Genomic DNA, 15,795 nt, shown 5'->3' with positions numbered 1-15,795 from the left:
GCCGCGATGCCTTCTGTTCTGTGGCTGCGCCGCGGCAAGGACCAGGCGCGCATCGACTTCGCTACGCCTGAGGGATATCGTGCTGCGGCGTACCTACTCCGGGACGTCCAGGCCGGCTTTACTGGTAGCCCGCATCCTGCGTTGCTTCGGCTGCTGGCCTGGGAGCAGGCGTGGCTGTCGGCCTACGGTTACACGATCCCGTTTGTCGTCCACTCCGGATGCCGCGTGGTTTCCACCAATAGCCGCGAAGGTGGGGTTCAGAATTCGCGGCACTTGCCGAATCAGATGGGAGTGTTCCGGGCCGTAGATTTCAGCACCCGCGAGATCTCTGCTGAATATCTGGGGCGCCTGGCCTATTTGGCGCGGCAGGGTGGGGTTGGGTTCTACACCCAGAGGGACTTCGTGCACAACGACGTCGATGAGCGGGTCCGGACATGGAGGGCACGTTAGTGATCTAAAAAGCACTCCGTAATTTCTTCTCACTCTTTTGGATGGGGCTGATTTCGGCTCTCCCTGTTTGCAACCCCGTATAATTGAAGCGATACAGAATCGCGCTGGAGCACTCTATGACCCCGGGCGTAATGTCGGAAAGTTACTTTGGAAGTCCCGCAGAGAAGGAGGTGGCCACAGTCGGTAACGGCGAGCTTTGGCTGGACAAAGCCGCGCTGGCAAGCCGGGTGAAGAAATCTCCCGTGCAAGGTCAGGAGGCCGAAGGCATCACGTTGCGTCACCTGATCGAAGCCATTCGCGCCTTGCTGCGCCGTATCGTGAGTTTCTTTACTGGCAGGCCGGAAGCCGCGAGCGGTGCCAGCGCCGAGGGGCAGGCCGATCCTACCAAGGGCGGTGGCTACGATGACGGCCCTCCCTTGATGGCAACGGAATCCCCCGAAGGCTTCCAAGTCAAGGGGCCACAGGAAATCCTCGACCGGGTCCAGACCATGGTTTCCGGCCTGGTGGAGTCGGCTACTGGACAAAATTTGTCCGCTTCCCTGCGGGCCGCGCTTAGCACGCCGGAACTCGCGGACCCGAAGATTGCTCTTCGGGTACTGCTTCAGTCAAATTGCGATCTGGATCGGCAAATGAATGGTGTGGTCTCGGATCTGGAATCGCGAATCCTGGTCCACATTTCGCCGGCTGCTGCGCGACTGGACATCAGTGCGGAGGATGCCCTAGCGGTGTTTGCCAGCGACATTCGCCGCGGCGGCGGAACGCTAGCTCGCGAATTCGACCCGCAACGCGAGATGACGCCATACGTTGTTGAGTTGGATCGGCTCGATTCTGCGCTAGCAGCGCAACGTCGGGCGCGTGAGCAGATCTGTGCGACCGCACTGGAAGCCGGCTACAGCGAAGCTGAGTTGGCAGGCCTGCTCGACAAGTACGGGGTGGGGCAGGATGCACTCAGGAACGCACTCGCCCTGAAACATCAGGCCACGCAGGAACTGCCGGACAACGTAGTGGAATTGAAGCCGTTTCGACAGCTGCGGCCCGTCTCGGAGCCGCCAGCGGCGGTGCAGGATGTATTGAGCAAACTCGAGGCCGCTGGGCATTTGCCCCCGGCTGAAAAGGCAGGAATCGAGCGCGTTGCCGCCCAACACGTAGCCCTGGTGGGCAACGACGACCTGTTTGAGATGGAAATGCAGGCGGATGACCTTTCCGGATTTGGGAAGGGGAGCCGACCAACAACCTAAATTATGAAAAAGACAGACCGAACCTTGGCCGAACCAATCAAGAATCTTGAGGTCGAGAAGTGGCGCTTGAAGAATGGCCTGACCGTGAGCGCGGCATGTGAGCAGCTGGGCTTGCAACGTGCTAAATTTGCCGAGATGCGATCAAGGCCGCAAGAGCCAATCGAAGACAAGGCGGTCTGTCAGCTGCTGGAAATATACGAGTCTCATCCGGAATCAATGCCGAGTGTCCGGCAACTCGACATTGAGCAATTCATGATCGAACTGGGCTTCGATCCTGGAAATCCGTCAGACAAGAAGGAATTCGCAGTGCTCGTGGGGCGGGAGCCTGCAGCTGTGTACCGTTGGCTTGCTGGAGAGGGGAACTACAGCAAGCCAGTCGAGCGACTGATTGAGGCTTATAGCCGAGTTCACCTCGCTGGAGCAAAGAAGAGGACTTTGCTGCGGACACACGCAATCAAGATTGCCGAACGCCTAGGAATTACAGACCTGTTTGAACGGGCTACCTGGCGAAAAGGCTAACTCGGGGAGAGAGAGCTGAATGACAAAGACAAAAGGGGCACCGGGCATCGACGTGGCCGTTGTGCTGTTTTTCAAGAAGGCCGCGATTCCGGACAAGATTCGAATCCGCGACTTTTCGATGCCATTGGTCAACCGGATACCAGGCTTTATTTCCGGACTGTCGGGGCAGTCCGGTCTTGTCGGCATGATGCATGCGCGCAAGTACGCCGACGAAAAGAAGCTGGAGATGATCGTAGTGGATCTCTCCGTGGAGGTCGAAAAGCCGCTGTATCCGAAGGTGTTGAAGCCAGAAGATCTGCCTAATGTGGACCTTCTGAACCTTATACGGAGCAGCAAGGAGTTAATGCAAGGCATTCGAGAGCATTGGCTAGACTGGCTTTCCGAAGAAGGCCGTCGCGGCGTGGACTACAGCTCTCTGAAAGAGGCGGAGTTGATAGCTCGCCGGCCAGACTTCATCCCACGGCTCCTGCGCTTACCAGGCTTTACCCATGTCCATGTGGTAACGCACCCAGCCATGACTAGTTTCCACACCCTGCCGCTTACGGCAACATCGTTTCCCAGCGATTACAAGCACATAGTTGCCGCCAGTGCACGCTTGCATCCTGATATCGAGGTGATGCTGTAAGGTTTCGAAGACATGGGCAGCGCGTGAACCATCGCGACGCTGCCCGACAACGCCCAGGCCTGCGATTCTTGACTCGTATGCAAATAATTGCCATCATCCAGATTCCGTATCGTATATAAGATACGAAAACGCAAATGAGGGCGAGATGCAAGTCGATGGCACATTGAAGACGCCGGCCACAGGGTCCGCAGTGAAGGCTGGGGGATATGAGATGACCGCAGCAGGAAGGGTGCTGCTCGTGGCCCTCCTGTGTGTGATTGGCATTGCGGGATACCTATACACCGATTCGTATGGAGGGCGGTGGCCTTCGGCTGCAGGGCCCACCTCGCAAAAGGAGCCCGCGCGCGCGCCTCAACCAATAGTGAGCCCGGAAAGGCGAGAGGCTGCAGGGCCCGTGGTACACGCCGATGCGAAGGAGTCTACTCGTGAAAGTCAGCGAGAGGCGACGTCAACCGTGATGCTTGCAGCATTGCGTGCGACGGCGGAAGCGCAGAATATGCGACTGGCCGAGGCGGAACGTACCCTTGTCGATCTGGAAACGCTCTTGGCGTCCCTGCCCAAGGCGACCATCCAGAAGGGGAAGGAAGAGACCTCGGCATCCTCGCAGGCGGCACGAAAGACAGTAGCCACAGCCAAGGCTGCGAAGGTTGATGTGAGTGCCCTGCCCGTTGAGTTCATGACTGCCGAGAAGAGCGGGATCAGCGCATTCGACAAAGAATCTGTCGTGATAGCCGGCAAGCGGCACGCGGTCGGCCACCGCCTTCCCAGTGGCGAACTGCTCGTCGCTGTTGATCCCCAATCGCGCACGGTCGTAACGGACAAGCGCATTGTCAACGTGCCGAACTGAGGCCAGTATGCAAAGCAATCCCCCCATCCTCACGCGCATCCTCCTATCCGCGGGCATCGTACGCAAGAAGCCCGCGGAACTGTCGATGAAATCGATCCAGGATGCAGAGCGCCAGCAAGGGCGTACGCCGCTGGCTGCGTCGCCGCATGCCGCTCAGCCCGAAGCGGGCAAGGCGCTCGTTCCAGCGATCCCGACCAAGGTGAAGATTCCCAGCGTGGATGGAACAGAGGTAGTCCACACGCTGATACCCGCCTCAATGACCGTTGTCGGTGAAATTGAGATTGGCGAGAACGTCGTGTTTCAAGGCCCTGTCCGCGGCAACATCACTGTCACTGGTGATCACCAGGTCATCCTGACTCACACATCGAGCGTGCATGGGAACATCCGGGGGAAGGCCGTCATCGTCAGTTGCCAGGTAGAAGGTGACATCGAAGCCGAGCGCGTGATCCTCACCGAGGCAGCAGCCGTGCGAGGCGACATTCGGTATAGCACGCTGGCAATGGCAGAAGGCGCACGACTCGACGGGCGATTGACCATGGTGATTCCGAATGTCGTCGCCGAGCATTCTGCCAACCCAGACCCCGTCAAGGAATTGGGTATCGATCTCGGCGCGAATGCTCGGGTTGAGGTGAATCGCGACGAAGCTGGCGAGACCACCAACGTGAGCGAGCTGCGCCCCGCAGCGGCAGTGCGGACAGCATGAGGATTCGTGGAGTCGCAGCCATGGCTTGCCTGTGGCTTGCCGCGTCCCTCGCAATCTGGGCGAGTCATCCAGTCTGGCTATGCGTTGCGGCGGAAGATATCGCGGACCGCTTCGCTCCCGTAGTGGGGATTGACGGTGCTCAATTATCCGTCGCGTGCCTTGTTGCCGCACTACTCATGCTGGTGACTGTCGGTCCGCGCTATCTGGTTCACATCAAATTTCCCGGGAACGCGCTGCGCCGCTAAGAAGCCACGCGACCCAGCACAGCCTTCGGCATCAATATCATGCGAGTTTTCCTCGGCTACGACGACTACAAGCGAAAGCACCAGTCCCAAGACGTGCCCGTCTATTGGGACCCGGCCAGCATCATCAACCCTCACATACTCGTGTGTGGAAAGTCGGGCACTGGCAAGAGCACTCGGTTGAAGCAAATGATTGCTGAGGCGGTCGCAACTGCAGGCGAAGAGTTCGAGCGGTACCACAACCTCGACGTGCACGGCGACCTGGTCATCGAAGGAGAGTCTCGTGTCAGGTTCGACGGGGAGACCAGATACGGATACAACCCGCTAGTCCTTGATACGGACCCCAGAACGGGCGGCGTAAACCGCCAGATCAACTTCCTGATCTCCACCATCAACCAGACATCTCGCAAGCTGATGGATCGACAGGAGGCCACGCTACGAAACCTTCTGACGGATCTCTACGCCTTCTATGGAATCCATGAACGTCAGCCTGACACGTGGGTACGGAAGGAGATGACCGAAGCGCTGCGTGACGAGATCTGGGAGCAGCGCCGTTGGGGCGAACTGAACCTCTACTACCCGACGCTGCGTGATGCTATTGGCTTTGCGGAGCGTCGCCTGAAAGCCATGTACGGCGGCTTGAACGGTAGCGAATCCGGCTTCCGTGCCGTGGGCGCGCTGGAGGCCATGAACAGTGCTGCGGCCCGCAAGTACCGGGCCCAGGTGAAGCAGGAGAAGGCCTTTTCCGCGGAAGAAAAAGAGAAGGCGCAGAAGGACTTCGACGCGGCGGTCGCCATATTCCGCGACAAAGTAGACGAGTACATCGCATCCATCGAGAACGGACTGGAGTTCGACAACCTCATCAAGTACGACAGCAAGGAAACGCTGAAAGGCGTCATCGACCGGCTGAAGAACTTCGAGGCGCGCGGCATCTTCAATGCGAATCCGCCACCCTTCGATCCCGCCGCAAAAGTTTGGTCGTATAACCTGACGAGTTTGTCGGAAGAAGAAAAGACGCTCTTTTGCATGGTCCGAGCGCAGTACATCGCCCGTCGTCGGAAACTGCTTGGCCCGGTTCCCCACGTGCGGGAGATCCTGGGCGCGGACGAAGCGCACAACCTTTTCGATGACGACCCCGACAGCATCTACAATAAGATTTGCCTCGAGCTGCGAAAATTTGGATTAGCGCTGTGGGTTGTTTCGCAAGCGCCGTCCCATTTCCCGGAGGCGGTTATCACAACAGTGGGCACCAAGATCCTGTTGGGCATCGATAGCTACTACTGGAGCGCGTCCTGCAAGAAGCTCAACATCGAAGAGAGCGTGTTGAAGTTCATCAAGCCATGGAAAACGATGGCGGTGTACAGGGACTCCGTGGGCTCCACGGCATCGAAGTTCATGCAGGTTCAACTCAAGGCGTTGGAAGAAGCGTAGAGCTGAAATTCTTATCAACTTTAGAAGGAGCAATACATGACGAAAACCGAATTGATCGACGCCATCGCTGCTGGTGTGGACGGTATGACGAAAGCCAAAGCGGAACAGGCACTGAACGTTACCCTCAACAGCATCATGGACAACGTGGCCAAGGGTGACACCTTGAACTTGATCGGATTCGGCAGCTTCAGCAAGGGCGACCGCGCCGAACGTATGGCGCGCAACCCTCAGACTGGCGAGGAAATTAAGGTTAGCGCGGCCAAGACCGTGAAGTTCAAGGCGGGCCAGAAGTTCAAGGATGCCGTCAACAAATAACCACGCGAGTTGACGCCTGATCCCTGCGGAAGCGAAGCAGCGGCAAGAATCAGGCGTCAGGGGTTGGGTACAGAATGCTCCACCACTCGGCAAGACCTTGAGGGAGATCCATGGCCTAGGGAGCGCCAGTAACCGCAAAAGGAACAAGATGCTGATCAATGAAATTGATCACCAACTCGTTGGCGAATGTGATTCGGAAGAGGAGAAGCGCGCGCTATGGCGCGAGAGATCTCTTTGGTTTAGGGCTCGGCGTACCTGGAACGTCGTTCAAGCCATGTTCAAAGGGCAGATCACTGCGCGGAGCTGCGTTCGCGCGCTGCGCTATCCCGCCTTCGTCGTCTTTGTAGCCATGAAGCCATCGCGAGGTGGCGGCTTGCTCCTCGTGTGCCCCGCAGCGGTGGAAGCCGAGTGCACTCCTTTGGAGAGCCTTAGTTGATGAAGAATGTCAAAGGCATCGCCATATGCGCACTCGTCGCGCTGACACTGACGATGTCGGTCCGCGACAATCTGCCGGCCAGCGAGGAGGAGATCCTATGGGTTGTCGCCAGCGTGGGGGGCTACCCATCCGCTGCCACCGCCTTACGCGAAGGTCTGATGCGTGAGCCGGATCCGACGAAGGGGCGCCTGCGCGCGATGCGCGCTCAGGCACTTGCCCAGGCCAAGCCGGCACCAGCCCCGGGGACGTTCTCCGAGACAGTAAGGGACCGCATGGCTATGGTTTCTGGTCTCGCAGCGTGCCTTCTGGTGGTTGCAAGACGCATCTTGATCCGCCGGCTCCAAGGCCGTCAACGTCACCGACCTGTCGTTCAAAAGATGCAATAAACCGCCTGGAGATGTTCTCAGCAGGCTGATCCCTAGACAGTCAACAGGCAAACGGCTATATTTTGATGACATTCTGTATCGTGTGCATGATACGCAAGGCATAGCCGCGTGCCGCGAGCGATGCCCTTCCAAATCGACTTCGGAGAATCGCTATGTCGTACGACCAAGGCCCGCAGCCCATCCTGCGCTGTGTCCGCAAAATCGGGGAGAAGTGGTTCGAGAAGGCGGCGTTCTACAAGAACACCAACCCGAATAGCCGGGCTGCCTTCTCGGGGTATATCGACCTGCTCGGGCAGGGACGCCAGCATGTATTTGGCTTCATCAATGCCCGTCGCGACGGCGAGGGAGTGGTCATCTCGCTGACCGCCAGCTATACGGACCAGGCGTCGGGCGAGATGGGGCACCGCACGGTTGCGCTGGGGAGCGTGGTCAACCAACGCGGAGACGGTGGCGACGTGTACTTCGACACCATCCTCTTCAACCCGCTCAACGACGACGAGCAGCGAATTGAGGATGCCGAACCGGTGGCCGTGTACGTGACTGACGAGTGCGATCCGGACCTGCACAAGCAGTTGGGCTTTCGGCAAGCGCGTATCGCCCGCCCCAAGCGCGATTCGGCCACGGATCAATCTCAGCGATTTGACGACTACCGCTAACCCCGGCCACTCATGACATACACGGTAGGGCAGCGGCTTTCAGGAGGCCGCGCCCGTCTGCGCGCAGCCGAGACGACGCCTCCGCGGCGATACAACGATGGCACGTTGATCTCGGCGATGACCAACATTCACCGCTTCGTTACTAACGAGGCGGATCGCCGCATTCTGCGGGACACCAGGGGGATCGGTACCGAGCGGACCCGTGACGCGATCATCGAAACATTGAAGGCACGCGGCTACCTCAAGGCCGTGAAGGGCGAATTGCATCCGACTGACGCAGGCATCGAGTTGATCGAGAAGCTGCCACCGGAACTCAGGGACCCCGTCACCACCGCGAAATGGGAGATGGCGCTGGGGCTCATTGCAGAAGGCAAGATGCCCGCCGCGAGCTTTGACGACATGATCCGCAAAATGTGTCGCGCACTGGTCGATGGCATGAAGGGGGTCAAGTTCGATCTCTCAAAGATGGGCGCACAACAAGACGCGGATACAAAGCCCCGCTCTGAGATCGATCAATCCTTGCCAGGGCATGGTGTTGCTTGTCCGAAGTGCGGCAAGGGAACGATGACAGGCCGACGCCTGGCCTCTGGGAAGAAGCTGGTGAGTTGCTCCGCTTACCCGGCATGCAAACACACTACATGGATCGACTGACATGAACGCCATCGCGACGATTGCGAAGACAAAGTACCTTTCCATGATCGCGGATCTGGCGGGAGAGCGAGCGTCGTCGCTGCTGCTTCTCGCCAACCAAGCAATGGGCTCTGTCGACCTGGTCGGCTCTCACGGCGACAGCGAAGTCGCGACGTTGCGCCTTAGCGGTGACGTCATCGAGTTCTCCTGCTATCTCGGCGTCCACGGGACCATCTACCCGAGATTTGGCCTTGATGCGGGATCACGCACGCATTCTCTGACAGGGCAGCCATACACCGAAGACAGCGTCATTCGGCTGCTTCGGACATGCATCCGGAGCGCGAGTGCACTGCGCATCGAAGACGACTCCTCCTTGTTTGACCCGGAGGACGAAACCTTCATCGTAGACCCCGCGTTAGAAGAAGAGTTGCACGAAGTTCACAATACCTAAGAAGCAAACATCATGTCCCTGGACGAAAACGTCGAACTCACCCGCAAGCTGCAGCAAGCGGGACGGAATCTGGTGCGGTTGAGCCGCTACGGCGCGCTCGGTATCACGCCAAGCCGGGATAACCTGCAGAAGGCAGCGGACTATTTCGATTCGATCTCCGCGAAGCTCGAGCCAGTTCTCAAGAGCGTTGAGGCTAGCAAGGCCGTTCAGCGCGTGCGGCCTCTCGGCATGAGGGGGTAGTCATGGCCGTGCGTCGCTGGGTCGATCTTTCGCGCTACGATGGCGCAGAAATGCTCATTGCAACCGGATGCCCACCGGACGGCGGACATCGCCTGGCAGTGCGCAACTACATCCGGAGCGATCTTTCGCAGTTCGGCTTCACAAAGCTGCAGGACAATGTGTGGCTCGGAAGCGTCCCCTCGTTCAAGACGAGCGACCTGCGAAAGTGGTTTCCGGGTTTCGACCCCGCTCGCGACGTTCGCGAGTTTGACACCACAACCTTCCTCGTGGGTTACGAGGATCTGGACCTTGCAAACGCCGACTTCCAGCTGGACGACCTGATAGCGAAGGCCGCGGACGCAGGAAACCATCCCAGTCGTGACGAGCAGGCACGCCGCGCCCGCGACGAGGCAACGCCAGAACAAATTGCCGGCGTGCTTGCGGATTTCCCAAGTAGCGGGGCTCTGCTCGCCCAGACGCGAAGCCACACCGACGAGGTACTCGAGAGAGCGCTGGCCGGACTTACGCTGCCGGAAGATGCGGAGGCAAGAGGGGAAGCCCTGCAGCAGCTCCTCGGCCAGAAGCGCCAGACACTGCAAGCTCTGGCCGACCGCTACGATGAGTTGCAGACCCGGGGTCTCGACGCCATCTCGGACTACGACATCCTTATCGCCTTCCAAGGCAAGGCGCTCTTCGCGCTGAGGGGGTCGCTGAACTACCAGCGAAGTCTGATCAACGATGAGCTTGACCAGGTCTTGGCGTTGACCGTAGCCGCCAGAGAAGCGGAGGCACAGGTCCAGGCCGAAGCAGAAGCCAGACAGCGTTCCGGGCGCGAACTCGTCGCCAGTAAGGGTGACGTCCTGGTTGACGAGAATGGCGAGAACGCGTGGCGGGTCAAGCATGATGTTCCCACCGACAACCCGTTCATCGTGTATGTCACGGTGAACCGAGATCAGATGGGCGAGCGGACCAAATCCGTCACTGCTGACGAGTTCCGCACGCGAGTCGCCGAGAACGAGGCGTTCCGTGCAAAGGCGAGCGATCGGACCCACGAGAACAAGACACCGGGGACCAACCTACAATGGGCAACGCTCGGGGAATGGGTGAAGGGTTGGCGAACGCTCGACCGACGAGCCGCTTCTACAAAGCGGCACGAGCAGTTGCAAAGTCATGTCCAAGCGCTAGCAAGCAAGGTCGATGTCATTACCTCCGAAGCGAAGGAGTCAGTCCTTGTTGCCGCGAAGCGGCTGATTGAGCAACTCCAGCCGCCGCGCGGCACGCGCGAGGATCATCCGACCACAGGAATCCTGCACCGTGTCGGCACGAAGCTGAATCAGGTTCGAAACGCAGCGCGCGACGCGCATTACCAAGAGCGGCTGGCCACCGCGAAGGCCATCGGCCAGGCGAACGGCATGCAGAAGCCGGAGTACAGCGATGGCTCCTCGTGGGAGAAGGGGAGTCGTAGTGATGACACCTACGTCGAACTACGAGTCTATAGCCCGTTGCATAGCGGCAAGACAAAATACTCCGTGGTCCGCTTCTTCGGCGGCGAGTATGCGAGTGGAACCTACGATACTCCGGGGCAGGCTGACGAGGCCATTAAAGCGCAGGCCCGGGCGGAGTTCGAGGCTATCGGCGATCCTACCGAGAGGGCGAAGGCACGCATTGCAGCAGCCGACCAGGTCGCCAAGGCTGCCGGCCTGATGCCATCCGGGGAAGTCGGCTGCGACTGGGAACACCCCAGCCGCAGTGATCGACTCTCTCTGTCCGCGCACGCGGGTCCGGGCACCACCAGTGTGTTCACGGTCTCCCGCCTGAAGGACGGCGACTACGAGTACAGCAAGCACGATGACCTAGCAGACGCGGAGAGCGTCTTGACGCAGTGGTCGCGCGAGGCGGATACAGACGACCAGCTGGATGACGATGCAAAGGCGGCGCGGCTGCGTCAATTTGCGATAGCCATGCGCTCCCTTGGCCTTGAAATGGATGGGCTGAACCCGCGCAGCTGGTCAGTGGATCTCGGCAGTGGACACGAAGTCCACGCCGAGCTGGACGCCAATAGCACTACGATCCAAGTACGCAGGCTGGCGTGGGAAGAATGGGTCGAGGAGTGGGAAGGCCCGTACTCAGCTGAGGCCACGCGCCAAGTGGGCGATTTTGTCCGCCGCGCCATGGAGGCGCCCGCGACAGAGGATGATGCAGAGGCGGAGGAGGCTGGCGAGCAGGATTGGCGCGCCAAGGTATTGCAAGAGCGAGTAAGCCGGCGCGTCACGGCATTGCAAGAGCGCGTGAGCCGGTTTGCGTCCGGCATGTCGCGCGCCAAGGACTTCCACCCTGCAGCCCGCGCTGAGCATGGCGTTGGTGTCGACATTGGCGAGCTGTCCGACGTCGCCATGCGCGAGCTTGCGGATCGTATCGTGAACATGCGAGCGCAAGTCTTCGTTGACTCCGGTGCGTTCGGTCTCTTCAAGCGAGGCCTCAAGAGCGGGGATGTGCGACCGATGGATTTCGATGCGGTGCTCAAGAAGTACGAGCAACTGCAACGGTACATTGCCGAAGCCAACCCTTCGGAGGAAAAGATCACGCCTCCCATGTTGGTGATGCCGGATGTGGTGGGCGATCAAGCTGCATCCCTCGACCTGGTGAACCAGTATCGGGACTGGATCAAGGTCGAGACCGAGTTCCAGGTGTCGCGGCCAGTCGTGCCGCTGCAGCGTGGCGATATGTCGCTCTCCGAAGCCTACGCGAGAGTGGTCGAGATTCTTGGGAGCGACCGCTTCATCGTCGGGATTCCGTCGAACGCTGCCGCGATTACGCCAGACGAGTTCGTCGCATTCCTGCGCGAGAGCAAGCCCAAAGCGGTTCATATTCTGGGCGCGTTGGCCGACAGCCGCCTTGCGCCGCGGCTGCAGCAGATCGTTGAGGCCGGCGTGGATGCCGACATCGAGGTATCGGCTGATGCGAATATCCTGCGCAGCAAGATCCTCACGAAGGATGCGCCTGCAGACGGGCGGGCCGCGCGCATTGAGAAGGTGTTAAGCCAGGCGGCAATCCAAGCAGACCTCGCACAGGCGCAGCGTGCCAAAGAGCGGGAAGCTGACGTGCGTGATGCTGCGGGCACTACGACGGAGGATCTCGATGCTGCTGTGGAGGCAGCTCAGGCGGCCGCTTCGTTCGCCGATGCCGGCTTTTCGGTGGAAGCGGACGGTCGATTCAGGAAGGTGCTGTTCCGCGGAAAGCAGGTTTGCTCTGTAGAGGGGAAGCTGACCCGTGGCGTTCTCCTGGCTGCCTTGCAAGGTAACGCCGAGGCCGAGCGTCAGCGTGTCGACGTGCTTCTCGAAGTCGCCAGTATCCGCCGCAGTGAGCACTCCGGATTCCGGGGCCTCACTGACGCCGTCGCCAATGCCGATTTCTTCTTGTCGCAGTATGCCCGTGAGAAGCCAGAGTTGGCCAAGTCCGCAGCCGCCGCGTGGCTTGGTCAGCCGGAGCACTACAGCGCGGTCAGCGGCTTGTCTCCCGACCGGGTGCGACAGCTGGGCAACTACCTCTTCGCGCAGCACAAGATCGCGATGGCGAATCAAGAGGCAGAACGCTCGCGGGCCCTGGCCCATGAGGCGGCGCCTCAACCGGACTCCCAGCTGGCTGGGGATGCCGGGAGCGAGGCCGAGCGCATCACCCACTGGGCTGAGATGTTCGGCGCGATCAAGTACAAACTCGCGACCGATCCGGAATGGCAGGCGTCTGCTGCGTCGCAGGTGTCGGGCGAAACGCCAGACGCTGCAGTGATGGAGCAGCGCGCCAAACTGGTTCTGGAAGCCGCTGTGTCGCTGTTTCAGACAGACAAGGCGAGCGTGGAGGACTACGCCGAGCTGGTCAGGATCTGGGACGAGCACCCGGCGGCGTTTGCCGGCTTGGTGAGCGTCCTGCTCGCTAGCGAGCCGAAGGCCGCGCTCTGGCGCGAGCGAACCGCAGACCTGGAGGAGAATGAGCGCTATCGGTGCGGCCATTGGACAAGCGTGCCTGACACGCTTGTCTCCAGCGAGGCACTCGCCAACACGCTGGCGGCGGCGTACAGAGGTGTCGACTTAGACAATCACTACCAGGTCGTGCAGTCCGGCGATGACTGGTGCGTCGAGATCCGCTTCCGCGGGACCGACCAGTATGACATCTACCGCAACGACCTCGACCACTTCCGCGAGCAGGGAACTCTGGAAACGGCTGGGCTGTTTGAGTTCATCCGGACCGATACGCGCCTGCAAGCCGGCGAGTTTGAGCGGCTGCTCGCCTACGCTGGTTTCGAGTCAGATGCGGGCGCGGAGGACGGTGGCCACCGGCTGAGCGAAGACGAAGCGCGGGCAGCGGCGGTGGCTTACGTCGCCTTTCTCATGAGGCATGAAAGGCTCGCCGTCCCAGAGTCGGTAATGCCTGGAATTTACAAGGGGCACTCGTTCCAGACATGGGCCGGCGCAGGGGCCGGTGTTCGGGCAAAGCACCTGATGGTCGATGCGCCATTGGGTCATCAGTTTCCGCTTGCAAGCCTTTGGAAGGAAGCGCAAGCCGCCATTGAGAGCGAGAAGAGTGCTGCCGTCGCAGCACAGGACCGGGAAGCCTCAGACGACGCGCTCACCGAGGAGCAACCGGTCCGCCGCCGACGTTCGGCCAAGAATCCTGACGCGGCGCGAGAACGCATCGAAGATGCTGGGGAGAAGATCGGGGGAGCCCGCAAGGACTTCTACAGCTCCGCCTTGCGAGTTGAAGATCTGGCCGACATGAACGACCGGGAGAAGCTGGAGCTGGTCACGAAAGACAACGTGTGGCCGTCACGATCACTAGCCGATTATCGCGAGAGCGGCGTCGATGCCAGAGTCGCGCTCTTCGTCCAGACGATGCGCCGCGAGTTTCCCGCCGCCCCCAAGCAACTTGACCATGTCGAGATCTATGTAGACATGGCGCGAAAGCTCCAGGATCTTTCGGTCAGGATCAAGACGAAGGACGATCTCTCCGCATTCGAGGATGGCCTGGTTAGTGCTGGTCTTCTGGTGCGAGAGGAGCGGCCCCATGGGACCTCGCGCTCTATGCCGACCGAGTATGGCGAGATGATCTATGCCGCTTCGCGCAGTGGCTTTAGGTTCGTCAACCGCTACCTGTTCGATGCTGAGGACGGATACAGGGCAGCCGCCTATCCGTATCACTCGAAGCAGTTCAAGATCGGCGACGAGTGGCAGCGTCCGCGAGATATGGATTCGGAAGGGTTCTACGACTTTCTGGAGGCCCAACGGCAGCAGACCGCGGAAAAGCGCAAGCAGACCATGGAAAACCGAGAGAGCGGGGATGCAGACAAGCAGGCACTGGCGCGTCCGCACCTCGCAAAGGTGATCCGCGACGGACTGCCCGATGAGCGCCGTGGTCGCAATATCGCGCCCGATGACCTACTGAATGATTTCGGCTTCCGTGCTTGCGAATTCGGAAACTGGCTGCCGGATACCGAACGACAAGACGTCCTGAACCGCGCCTACGATGCCTTGTGTACCCTGGCGCGCGTGCTTGATGTGAAAGAGCAGGCCCTAAGCCTTGACGGCACCCTGGCTCTGGCGTTCGGATCGCGCGGCGTCGGGCGGGCCCTTGCGCACTACGAGTGCGCTCGAAAGGTCATCAACCTCACGCGACTTCGCGGGGCCGGCGCGCTGGCGCATGAATGGTGGCACGCGTTTGATGATTATGTGGGCGAGAAGCTGAAGGCGGAGGCGTCTGAGAAGCGTGCGCCCATGGCGCCAACGCTCACGAACACATACTTCGCATCTGAATTGTTCCTCGCCGTGCAGCGTGGCCGGCGACGGGGTGACTTCAAGACAGCGATCTACGCGAACTGGAACAAGCTGCCCGCGGACATGGAAGAGATGCGCCCCCTACTGAAGCTGGTCGATTCGATCAGCACCCGGGCGTGGTCTGACGAGGAAGTCCTTCGCGCCGTGCAAAATGACCTGGCGAAAGAGGAGCGTGCGCTGCTTACCTCGCTGGAGAATATCCTCCTGGCCGCGCAGCCTGGTGCGTCAATGGAGATCGTTAAACAGACTTCCCGGAAGTATCTCGACCAGCTACGGCTTGAAGCCAACGATCCGGACGCGCGAAAGTGCGTTTGGACGAAGCATCCGCTGCAGGAAGCTTTGCGAGAGCTTCCGGTGGTGGGACTTACCGGCAAGGCGAAAGCGGACCATGACATTCGCCTGATGGTGCTAGGCAAGCATATCCGTGGCTACATTCAGGCCTACGCGCTTTGCAGCGATGATGCGCTGCGCCGGGAGTGTGCCTATGCGCAGAATCGCGCCTATACGCAGTACGCCGTCAGTGCCCAGCACTTCGACAAGAAGAAGGCGCAGCCGTACTGGTCACAGATGCGAGAGCTGACGGCTCGCGCCTTCGAAAGCTACGTTCAGGACCAGGTCGAGGCAAATGGCTGGCGGGAGGACTATCTTGTTCACGGCACGGAGGAATCCGCGCATGACATGCGGCCACATTCAGCGTATCCCACCGGTAGGGATCGAGTGACGATCAACACCGCTATGAAGGACTTCCTCGACGTCGCACGTACAAAGTTCGAGATGGCGCCACTGGCCAGTCAAACACTGCGGCCAAAGGCCGCGTAGGAG

At 60.0% G+C, this 15,795-nt stretch carries 15 protein-coding genes; all 15 read left to right on the top strand.

Annotated elements, in window-relative coordinates:
* The first annotated feature begins 6 nt into the window (after positions 1 to 6).
* The 15 genes from AC1Q7H_RS20310 (at position 7) to AC1Q7H_RS20240 (ending at position 15,792) form a co-directional block, all read left to right on the top strand.
* Positions 7 to 450, top strand: a complete 444-nt coding sequence (locus tag AC1Q7H_RS20310) for a YcbK family protein (protein WP_167884681.1) — start codon at positions 7 to 9, stop codon at positions 448 to 450.
* 116 nt (positions 451 to 566) lie between these two features.
* On the top strand, positions 567 to 1,688 hold the full coding sequence (locus AC1Q7H_RS20305; RefSeq protein WP_492381656.1) for a hypothetical protein: 1,122 nt from the start codon (positions 567 to 569) through the stop codon (positions 1,686 to 1,688).
* 3 nt (positions 1,689 to 1,691) lie between these two features.
* On the top strand, positions 1,692 to 2,207 hold the full coding sequence (locus AC1Q7H_RS20300; RefSeq protein WP_492381655.1) for a hypothetical protein: 516 nt from the start codon (positions 1,692 to 1,694) through the stop codon (positions 2,205 to 2,207).
* Positions 2,208 to 2,226: 19 nt separating this feature from the next.
* Positions 2,227 to 2,832, top strand: coding sequence for a hypothetical protein (locus AC1Q7H_RS20295; RefSeq protein ID WP_492381654.1), 606 nt, complete (start codon positions 2,227 to 2,229; stop codon positions 2,830 to 2,832).
* 454 nt (positions 2,833 to 3,286) lie between these two features.
* Entirely contained in the window at positions 3,287 to 3,679 is a 393-nt protein-coding gene (locus AC1Q7H_RS20290) for a hypothetical protein (protein WP_492381653.1), read from the top strand.
* Positions 3,680 to 3,686: 7 nt separating this feature from the next.
* Positions 3,687 to 4,382 (top strand): bactofilin family protein, encoded by a 696-nt coding sequence (locus tag AC1Q7H_RS20285; RefSeq protein ID WP_492381652.1) that lies wholly within the window; start codon positions 3,687 to 3,689, stop codon positions 4,380 to 4,382.
* Positions 4,383 to 4,666: 284 nt separating this feature from the next.
* Positions 4,667 to 6,055 (top strand): helicase HerA-like domain-containing protein, encoded by a 1,389-nt coding sequence (locus AC1Q7H_RS20280; RefSeq protein ID WP_492381651.1) that lies wholly within the window; start codon positions 4,667 to 4,669, stop codon positions 6,053 to 6,055.
* A gap of 36 nt (positions 6,056 to 6,091) precedes the next feature.
* On the top strand, positions 6,092 to 6,370 hold the full coding sequence (locus AC1Q7H_RS20275) for an HU family DNA-binding protein (RefSeq protein WP_492381650.1): 279 nt from the start codon (positions 6,092 to 6,094) through the stop codon (positions 6,368 to 6,370).
* A 148-nt stretch (positions 6,371 to 6,518) separates the two neighbouring features.
* Positions 6,519 to 6,806, top strand: a complete 288-nt coding sequence (locus tag AC1Q7H_RS20270; protein ID WP_492381649.1) for a hypothetical protein — start codon at positions 6,519 to 6,521, stop codon at positions 6,804 to 6,806.
* Complete coding sequence (locus tag AC1Q7H_RS20265) at positions 6,806 to 7,192, top strand: hypothetical protein (RefSeq protein ID WP_492381648.1); 387 nt, start codon at positions 6,806 to 6,808, stop codon at positions 7,190 to 7,192. The genes AC1Q7H_RS20270 and AC1Q7H_RS20265 overlap by 1 nt, the downstream gene beginning before the upstream one ends.
* Before the next feature lie 152 nt (positions 7,193 to 7,344).
* Positions 7,345 to 7,848, top strand: coding sequence for a hypothetical protein (locus tag AC1Q7H_RS20260; RefSeq protein WP_492381647.1), 504 nt, complete (start codon positions 7,345 to 7,347; stop codon positions 7,846 to 7,848).
* Positions 7,849 to 7,860: 12 nt separating this feature from the next.
* The gene (locus AC1Q7H_RS20255) at positions 7,861 to 8,499 is read left to right on the top strand and encodes a DNA topoisomerase (RefSeq protein ID WP_116298405.1); all 639 of its coding nucleotides are present in this window, start codon (positions 7,861 to 7,863) and stop codon (positions 8,497 to 8,499) included.
* Between the two features lies 1 nt (position 8,500).
* The gene (locus AC1Q7H_RS20250; RefSeq protein ID WP_492381646.1) at positions 8,501 to 8,929 is read left to right on the top strand and encodes a hypothetical protein; all 429 of its coding nucleotides are present in this window, start codon (positions 8,501 to 8,503) and stop codon (positions 8,927 to 8,929) included.
* A gap of 12 nt (positions 8,930 to 8,941) precedes the next feature.
* Entirely contained in the window at positions 8,942 to 9,169 is a 228-nt protein-coding gene (locus AC1Q7H_RS20245) for a hypothetical protein (protein ID WP_116298407.1), read from the top strand.
* A 2-nt stretch (positions 9,170 to 9,171) separates the two neighbouring features.
* The gene (locus AC1Q7H_RS20240) at positions 9,172 to 15,792 is read left to right on the top strand and encodes an LPD1 domain-containing protein (RefSeq protein ID WP_492381645.1); all 6,621 of its coding nucleotides are present in this window, start codon (positions 9,172 to 9,174) and stop codon (positions 15,790 to 15,792) included.
* The last annotated feature ends 3 nt before the right edge of the window (positions 15,793 to 15,795 follow it).

The organism is Cupriavidus sp. GW823-FHT06D04 (assembly GCF_058795055.1).
Note: the sequence above shows the minus strand (reverse complement) of the source record. Positions and strands in the feature narration are given on the sequence as shown.

What these genes read in the sequence shown, in the direction of transcription:
- AC1Q7H_RS20250 (WP_492381646.1), top strand. Translation starts at nt 8,501, where the DNA reads ATGAACGCCATCGCGACGATTGCGAAGACAAAGTACCTTTCCATGATC.
- AC1Q7H_RS20280 (WP_492381651.1), top strand. Translation starts at nt 4,667, where the DNA reads ATGCGAGTTTTCCTCGGCTACGACGACTACAAGCGAAAGCACCAGTCC.
- AC1Q7H_RS20260 (WP_492381647.1), top strand. Translation starts at nt 7,345, where the DNA reads ATGTCGTACGACCAAGGCCCGCAGCCCATCCTGCGCTGTGTCCGCAAA.
- AC1Q7H_RS20255 (WP_116298405.1), top strand. Translation starts at nt 7,861, where the DNA reads ATGACATACACGGTAGGGCAGCGGCTTTCAGGAGGCCGCGCCCGTCTG.
- AC1Q7H_RS20295 (WP_492381654.1), top strand. Translation starts at nt 2,227, where the DNA reads ATGACAAAGACAAAAGGGGCACCGGGCATCGACGTGGCCGTTGTGCTG.
- AC1Q7H_RS20270 (WP_492381649.1), top strand. Translation starts at nt 6,519, where the DNA reads ATGCTGATCAATGAAATTGATCACCAACTCGTTGGCGAATGTGATTCG.
- AC1Q7H_RS20245 (WP_116298407.1), top strand. Translation starts at nt 8,942, where the DNA reads ATGTCCCTGGACGAAAACGTCGAACTCACCCGCAAGCTGCAGCAAGCG.
- AC1Q7H_RS20305 (WP_492381656.1), top strand. Translation starts at nt 567, where the DNA reads ATGACCCCGGGCGTAATGTCGGAAAGTTACTTTGGAAGTCCCGCAGAG.
- AC1Q7H_RS20310 (WP_167884681.1), top strand. Translation starts at nt 7, where the DNA reads ATGCCTTCTGTTCTGTGGCTGCGCCGCGGCAAGGACCAGGCGCGCATC.
- AC1Q7H_RS20240 (WP_492381645.1), top strand. Translation starts at nt 9,172, where the DNA reads ATGGCCGTGCGTCGCTGGGTCGATCTTTCGCGCTACGATGGCGCAGAA.
- AC1Q7H_RS20275 (WP_492381650.1), top strand. Translation starts at nt 6,092, where the DNA reads ATGACGAAAACCGAATTGATCGACGCCATCGCTGCTGGTGTGGACGGT.
- AC1Q7H_RS20265 (WP_492381648.1), top strand. Translation starts at nt 6,806, where the DNA reads ATGAAGAATGTCAAAGGCATCGCCATATGCGCACTCGTCGCGCTGACA.
- AC1Q7H_RS20285 (WP_492381652.1), top strand. Translation starts at nt 3,687, where the DNA reads ATGCAAAGCAATCCCCCCATCCTCACGCGCATCCTCCTATCCGCGGGC.
- AC1Q7H_RS20300 (WP_492381655.1), top strand. Translation starts at nt 1,692, where the DNA reads ATGAAAAAGACAGACCGAACCTTGGCCGAACCAATCAAGAATCTTGAG.